Source organism: Algoriphagus terrigena DSM 22685, assembly GCF_000429445.1.
Taxonomy (GTDB): Bacteria; Bacteroidota; Bacteroidia; order Cytophagales; family Cyclobacteriaceae; genus Algoriphagus; species Algoriphagus terrigena.
In genome coordinates this window covers 100,615-108,419 of the sequence record NZ_AUBW01000022.1, presented here as the reverse complement: position 1 = coordinate 108,419, position 7,805 = coordinate 100,615, and the positions used below count along the sequence as shown (strand labels likewise).

The window sequence follows — 7,805 nt, the reverse complement described above, 5'->3', positions numbered from 1 at the left end:
GGTGGTTGGTTTTTCCTCCGAACCTAGTTGGTAGAAAGAGGAAATTGACGATAAAATCAAAAACAAAATCGGTCGTAACAGCATGATCAATTTTTCTAACAAGATTATCCGCAATTGTACCACCAACCTAATTTCCTTTGCTCTTGGAGCTGGAAGAGCGGTGACGGAAGACCGAAGCGGAGGGACTATTATTTTTCATGGTAGATTTTAGACTCCTGATCTCATCACTGGCATAAAGCCGGGGAATTGCAAAATAGAAACCCACTGATCAGGAGTCATCCTGTCAGTGGGTTGTTTTTTAGAAATAGTGACCACAGGTGGCTTAATTGATGCATCTGCTAAATCTCTACTCACCAAATACCAAATCAGCAATGGCTTTGGAGATGAGGACTTTTACCCAACTCTCGAACTCAGGGATGCCCCTTCCCTATTTTCAACACATGAAAGTCTAAAACAGAAAAAGCTGCGTGAGATCTTCAAACAACCTTTGGCATATGGCAAACATAGCCGCGTTTTATGATCAATGGACGTCGGATTTATAGGCTCAATGGCAAAGGTCCACGATGCAGCCAGTATCAACGTTTTATATTCAAGTATTTTAATCTTCAGGCAAATGAGCGATTGAATTTGCTGCGGAAGCGTGAGATTGTTCATGCCTTTGTTTCGTGTCGATCTTGTCGATGGAGACAAATTAGCTGTCGTATCCAAAATTACGGTGTAGGGCGTATGCTTGGCATATCGATTCATTATCTCAAGAATGGAGTAAAATATTCCCGTTTAGCCGACTGTTTGATTCTAAGCGTTCGATTCTTTCATCAAGTGACGCCGTCCCCATCAGAACAGAGATCATTCCAACCGGGGGGCACTTCGAAGCATCTTCCAAACGCGTTAAAGAAGATGACGCGTAAGGGCAAATAAACAGCCTTCGAGACAGCTCGCTCCGCTTACTGTGCAAGGGAAGGGCAAACACATGGAGATGCTCCAATGAGTAAGGTTTTCATTGTTTCCAGAAGTAGTTACTACAATTGGCTTACAAGAATGCTATCAAAAAGATCTTTTGGAAACGACGTGTTGAGACAAGCCATCCAAGAAGTGACTGAGTAGACCTGGTCCAGAGAAAGTGGAACTCGAACTCATCAGCAGAACTTTTTTTCTAGAGCCCTGATGAATTGAGTAGCACCGCGGAAGGCTTAAAAATTTTGTCCAGTTTTCGATAACTAAATCTATAGCAATATTTTCAAAGTACTCGATAGGACAAAACTTGGGCGAAACTAGATCAGTTAAATTTGAAAATGCGGGTCATACCCAATGACTAGTAGGCTTTTTCGTTATTAAACAGCAAGCATTTAACTGTTAGAATCATGATCTTAAAATCGAACATCAGACTCCACTTTTTTATGTAAAAAAGGTCGTAAGTTAGCCGGAAGTGAATGTCTTTATCGTCCTTGATTTCACCCCTAAGTCCTTTTGCCTGTGCCAATCCGGTAATTCCGGGTTTTACCATATGACGGCACATAAAGCGCTGCAGTTTTTCAGAATACTCCCGGTTCATCGGAAGAGCATGCGGCCTTGGACCTACAAAAGACATCTCTCCGAGCAGGATATTAAAAATCTGCGGCAGCTCGTCCAGGCTGGTAGTCCTGAGAAAATATCCGACTTTCGTAATTCTGGGATCGTTTTTTTGGGCTTGGTGAAACTTCCTGGCAGGGTCAAATTTCATCGTCCGAAATTTATAACAGTAAAACGGCCGGTTGTTTCTGCCGTGCCGTAATTGTTTAAAAATTACCGGCCCCCTGGACTCTAGCGCTATGCAGATTGATATAATCAGGAAAAACCACCATCCAACTGTCAACAGAAAAAGGCAAGACAACAACAAATCAGTCAGCCTTTTTGAATAGACCTGCATGGAGTCAAGGTAGTTCAGAGAGTAAGAATTAATAAAAAAATCCTTCTCCTGCTTAAAATTCATTATGGCAATATATTTCTCAATGGTAAGTGACATGGTAGTAATTTCAAAAATTAGTTTAAAGAGATAGTTAAGTTATGGAGTTTTTTCAGGGCAATGTGTTTAAGATATACAGCGCCGTATAGGAAATACCGCCGCCAGAGTCTTCTGGGTTCTTTGACAAATCGGATAAACCATTCTAAACCGTATTTCACCCAAAACTCATTGGGTCTCTCCACTTTCCCGGAGTAAAAGTCAAATACTGCCCCGATCGAACAAATGTAAGTCGCTTGAATTCTGTCCTTGTTTTGAAATACCCACTTCTCCTGTTTTGGGGCTGTCATGCCTACGAAAAGGACATCCGGGCCGAATTCATTCACCTTCTGAATCATGATCCTGTTGTCTTCCTCAGTGAACTGGTCTTTAAATGGTGGGGAATAGCCACTTACCCGCACATTGGGGAATTCTTCGGCAACTTTACCCGCTATCGCCTCAATGGTCTCATTCATAGATCCCAGATAAAAACAGCTGCCGTAAACGTTATTCAAATATTTTAGAGCAAATTCATGGAGGTCTGCGCCTGCGATTTTCGAAAGGTTATTACCGCTTAAAAATTTCGCAGATAAGACGATGGATATACCGTCCGGTAGCAAAACGTCAGAACTCATTAGTGCTTTTTTAAACACTTTGTCCTCTTCCGCTAAACAAAAAGAGTACTGGTTTAAGGTGTTAATGATTGTTTTCCCTTTTTGGAGGATGTCAATCAGCTGACCTTTGTACATATGGTAGCCTAAAAACTCGGATTCAAAAGTATTCATAGTTTTTAATTGGGTTAAAAAGATTTCTCTTGTTGATCGACAGTTCGACCGTTTTCAGATGACATTACAAGATACATTTTATTTAATTTGAAATCCATTTTAATATGGTAAAAATTTAGATCAATTTTCTAAAAAATGCTGGTTATAAATTTACACCCATTAAAAATTAAATAAATAGACATAATACCATACTTTATTCTGTATTTTCATCTGTTATAAATTTATAATTGGATTACTAGAAATTTGAAGAGATTGAGAAAAGTTTAGAAATTATCAGATTTCAGACCTATTTTCCCGGATAAAAATTTCGTTATTTAATAGTTAAACTATCAAGGATATAAAACGAATTTCAACTACAATTAAATTGTATATTTAACTAATATATTACTTAATAGAAAACTTGAAGACGCTATTTGCAAATTCGGTTAAATTACTGAGATGAAGTATGCCTGAACAACGGATGTATTCCCTCTAAATCAAAATATAATACCGTACTATAAAAATTTCCAATACAAATACTCTGTGTTTTGTCGTTGACAGAGGATTTACATATCTATTCAATCCCCTCTCCTTCCAGGCCTAGAAAATTAAGTCGATAGTTTTACTTCAAACTATAGCATTTGGCTTTCGCCAAATAATCAAGCATATTCTTAGTCCTGCATTCTTCGTTCATGTTGAAGGGCATGCGACCTCAACAGATCGACTCAGCATATCCAAACAGCTAATCTTACAGGTATGTAGTTATTTTATTTATATACAAACTACATTTTATGCTGGCATAGTACTTGTCCTTTGTGGTTGAACCCCAACGTATTAATCAATCATGACAATTAAGATTTACAAAGAGAGCTGGACAATGTATGCCCGCGGCGTGAGAAAGAATTACCTAATCCTTACCTTTTTTGCACTTTTTAGTTTGATTCAGTCGGGATACTCGACCGACTACTATTTTTCGTCAAGCTCGGGTGACGACAGCAGAAGTTCCACAGAAGCACAAAATTCAGCTACCCCATGGCGGACGATTGACAAATTGAACACTATTTCAAGTTTGTTAAAAGGAGGAGACAGAGTATTCTTTAGGTCCGGTGATGTGTTTTACGGAACTATTAGGATAAGCCGGTCCGGCGCTGCGGGATCCCCAATCCTTTTTACCTCATATGGCACCGGGGCAAAACCCGTAATCACGTCGCTTGTCAGGGTCACCAACTGGGCTTCTATCGGAAGCGGGTTGTATCAGGCGGATCTTTCTGGATACAACATTAGTAAAGTACAGGTCGTACTGATCAATGATCAAATCAGGGAGATCGGCAGGTTTCCGAACACTGGCTCAACGGACGGAGGGTATCTGCGGATTTCAAATGTAAATTCTTTTAACAGCATCAATACACAAGATGGCGTTCCTTATAGCGGATCCGGCGGTGAAGTAGTGATCCGAAAAAATAACTGGATCATCGATCGGCACATCATTGACTATATCGGGGGATCCACCATTAATTACCGCACTCATGAGAGCCCTTATGGACCTCAAAGAAATTACGGCTACTTCCTTCAAAACCACCCTTCTCTCCTCGACCAAGCAGGCGAATGGAGCTATGACCCCAGTTCAAAAAGGTTGACGATCAATCTTTCCGGTTACAATGTTGGATCAACAAACTTCTCTGTGGCCACCCAAGACTACTTGGTGGTGAATAATGCTTATACTAACAATCTGTCTTTTTCCAATCTTCACTTCAAGGGTGCAAACAGTCACCTGATTAATATCTCCCGAAGTGAAAATGTGAAAATTGAAAACTGCACTCTGGATTTTGCGGGAGAGAATGCAATCTCCGCTTTCGACATCAGGGGTTTGGTAGTCGAAAACAACCAAATTAATTATGCATTAAATTCAGGTGTTTTCATGGCACATAGTACTCCTGCGGCAATCGTACGGGGAAATACCATTTCAAACACAATGCCTTTTCAGGGAATGGCCAAAAGCAGTGATATCGCGGGAGTCGGGATTTATTTGGCGAGTAATGGAGAAAGAAGCCTTATTGAAAAAAACAATCTGATTAATACGGGCTTCAATGCCATTCACTTTGGAGGAAGTTATACTAAGGTAGTAAACAATTTTATAGACAATTTCTGTCTTCTCAAGCAAGACGGAGGAGGTATCTACACGAATTCTGACGGATTGAGCACCTCAAATAATGTAGGCCGGGAGATCACTGGCAACATTGTGCTAAATGGCAAGGGAACGAGATTTGGTACTTTGGAAGATGTAGATATGGCGGAAGGAATCTATATCGATGACAACAGTGCCGGAGTAACTGTCAATAAGAATACTGTTGCGTTCATGAGTGGTAAAAGCATCTATCTCCATAATGCAAATAACATTGTGATCACCGAAAATCTTTTTTACAAGTCCAGAAGCCAGGTCCAGCTCACCCACAGCAATTACGGCGGTCCCATCAGAAATGTCAGCGTATCCCAGAATTTGTTTTCTTCGGTTGATAAGACCGATCAGATCTATTCTGTTTATTCCATTGCAAATGACATTGGATCCGTTGGAACATTTACCTCCAATTACTTTCTTGATCCATTCAATCACGATTTTTTTATTAAAACAAGGGGTTCTAATGACGGGCCATCCGGAGTTGATCGGAATCTCAACAATTGGTCGTCGACCTTTGGCTTTGACAACAATGCAATAAAGCCTGACCTCAACTTGCCCACGTACACTATTACCTCTTCGTCTCTGATCAAGGAGAGCGATTTCAGCCTCGGCTCTTCTATTATATCAGGTGTTTATGGGGCCTTGTCCCAATTATTGTCAGGTGGGATTTTGGGAGGGACTTTGAAATTGTCTCCAAATTCTTCCAGCAACGCCACTGTCTATATTCAGATTGGAACAATCCAGCCCGGAGAAAAAATTCTCGTCGAGTTTGACATGCAGGGAACTCCCGCAAACAAAGCGGTTGAATTGTTTTTAGAGGGGACTTTCAACCTTGATAAAGGAGAAGGCAACGGGAAAGTATCCACCACTTCAGGTACCAAAACACACAAAGTATTATTGAGTTCAGTTGTCTCAAAAAGCAATGAGAGTATTGTGATGAGAATACCTCCGAGTGCTTCGGAAGTCTTGCTGGATAATCTAAAGATCAGCAAGGTCACTACCCAAAACATCGACAAAGATTCCCAACTATTCTTTGCCTACAATCCCACCAATGCGACGGTACAACGGGGCTTGAGTGGCACCTATGTAAATGCACGGAACCAAACCTTCAGCGGATCCGTCAACATTCCAGCTTACGGTTCGGTGCTCCTTGCCAAAGTTTCCGGAACAACTGCACCAGTGTCAAACCAGCCCCCCGTGGTGACGTTATCCAATCCAAACAATGGACAGGTCTTCGTCAAAGGCTTAAATCCCGTGGATTTGGTTGCAAATGCCCAAGATCCTGAAGGGAAAATCAAGCAGGTGGAATTTTACGATTGGGGAATTCCAGTTACGACCGTTACCAGCGCTCCCTACACATTTAACTGGAGTACCATTGAACCTGGAGAACACCAGGTTACCGCAAGAGTTATAGACGATCAAAACCTGAGTGCGACCTCCAGCGCAGTAAAATTCACGGTAACAAACGAGGCTCCCCCGAGCAATCCCTCTTACACTGCTCAGATGGTTTCGCCAATCAACAACTCGACTTTTGCGCTAGGAAGCCAGGAAGTCATCCTGAGAACTAACGCCGCCACCTCAGGTTTGACGATTCAGAAGGTAGAATTCTTTAACTGGGGATTTCCATTGGTGACGATGACTGGAGGCAATTTTGATTTCAACTGGACTAGGATTGAAGTCGATAGATACAACATTTACGCAAAAGTTACAGACAGCAGAGGTGTGGTATATACGACAAGTCCCATTAGATTCACGATAACTGCACCGGCTGCCAGCTTGACAATCAATGTCAGTCAGCCGTTTAATAATCAAACGTTTACACTCGGACAGCAGACGGTTAAACTGAACGCAGATGTCTCCAGCCCCTCCGCGGTCCGAAATATCCAGTTTTACAACTGGGGACTACCTCTGACATCTGACACCAGCTACCCTTATGAGTTTGACTGGACGAGAATAGAAGTCGGTGAATACCAAGTTCATGCTATAGTGACGGATATCAATGGCCGCACAGCTACTTCCAACACGGTAAAATTCCGAGTTAATTCAGCCAGCGCCAGAGTTACAGTCACAGATTCAACTAGTACCACAGATTCGGACCTTAAGGTATCGATGGATAAACCTGTCGACAATCAGATATTTGAACTGGGAAAAGACCCCGTTATTTTGGACATTACGGCCTCAGATGGTGTCAGCAAGGTAGAATACTTCAACTGGTACTTACCCATGGATGCTGAGTTTAAAGGTCAGGAAGAATTTAACTGGTCAGATGCGCCCCTGGGAGACCACTTGGTCTATGCTCAAATTACAGACTCATTGGGCCGTACCTCAGAATCTGAACCAGTAAGATTTAAAGTAATTGCCCCGGGATCGTCAACGGTGGAGAAACAGGTAGATGCCGGTGGATACGGAATAGTGATGGGCCCCAATCCCACAGCCTCACATTTGAACATCTTCTTTAATGGGTATCCAAAAGATTACAAAGGGAAAATATCTCTATTGGATCTTCGGGGCGTTGAGTTGCTTAATGCAGACTTCAACACTAGCCAGGAAGTGATCACCTTAGATCTTTCTTCGTTTAAGGGAGGCGTCTACTTGGTGAGATTGAGTTTCGACAAGGGAATCACTCAATCACAAAAACTAATCAAGCTTTAAACAAGGTGAACTCTTGAGATAATGGGGATGGACGTTTTCCATCCCTATTTTTTTGGAATGATTTTATATGAAGGCATGATTAGTTCGCTGTTGACTGTCCGCCCTTAGGATCTTCCAGGCTTTAAGTGAAAGAAGCCATGAAGCTGAAGGTAGGTCTGCCTGAACCTTGTATGACTCAATTACTTCGTTTTCAATAGATTTCAGAGGGATTCTGACCCATGGCGTCCAGCTGAAA

General features: G+C 41.8%; 3 protein-coding genes. 1 reads left to right on the top strand and 2 read right to left on the bottom strand.

Going from position 1 to position 7,805, the window contains the following annotated elements:
• Nucleotides 1-1,312: 1,312 nt before the first annotated feature.
• Together G459_RS0119205 and G459_RS0119200 are read right to left on the bottom strand one after the other, a co-directional pair.
• A complete protein-coding gene (locus G459_RS0119205; RefSeq protein WP_245588207.1) occupies nt 1,313-1,906 on the bottom strand; it encodes a sugar transferase in 594 nt (197 codons plus the stop codon).
• Nucleotides 1,907-2,019: 113 nt separating this feature from the next.
• Nucleotides 2,020-2,613: a WecB/TagA/CpsF family glycosyltransferase gene (locus tag G459_RS0119200; protein ID WP_245588206.1), complete on the bottom strand. Its 594-nt coding sequence runs from the start codon at nt 2,611-2,613 to the stop codon at nt 2,020-2,022.
• A gap of 973 nt (nt 2,614-3,586) precedes the next feature.
• Between G459_RS0119200 and G459_RS0119195 the strand changes: the two genes are divergently transcribed.
• On the top strand, nt 3,587-7,570 hold the full coding sequence (locus G459_RS0119195; protein WP_026969095.1) for an Ig-like domain-containing protein: 3,984 nt from the start codon (nt 3,587-3,589) through the stop codon (nt 7,568-7,570).
• Nucleotides 7,571-7,805 lie beyond the last annotated feature (235 nt).

Bases quoted from the DNA above. Each gene is read 5' to 3' on its own strand.
- G459_RS0119205 (WP_245588207.1), bottom strand. From the start codon at position 1,906: ATGCAGGTCTATTCAAAAAGGCTGACTGATTTGTTGTTGTCTTGCCTT.
- G459_RS0119200 (WP_245588206.1), bottom strand. From the start codon at position 2,613: ATGAGTTCTGACGTTTTGCTACCGGACGGTATATCCATCGTCTTATCT.
- G459_RS0119195 (WP_026969095.1), top strand. From the start codon at position 3,587: ATGACAATTAAGATTTACAAAGAGAGCTGGACAATGTATGCCCGCGGC.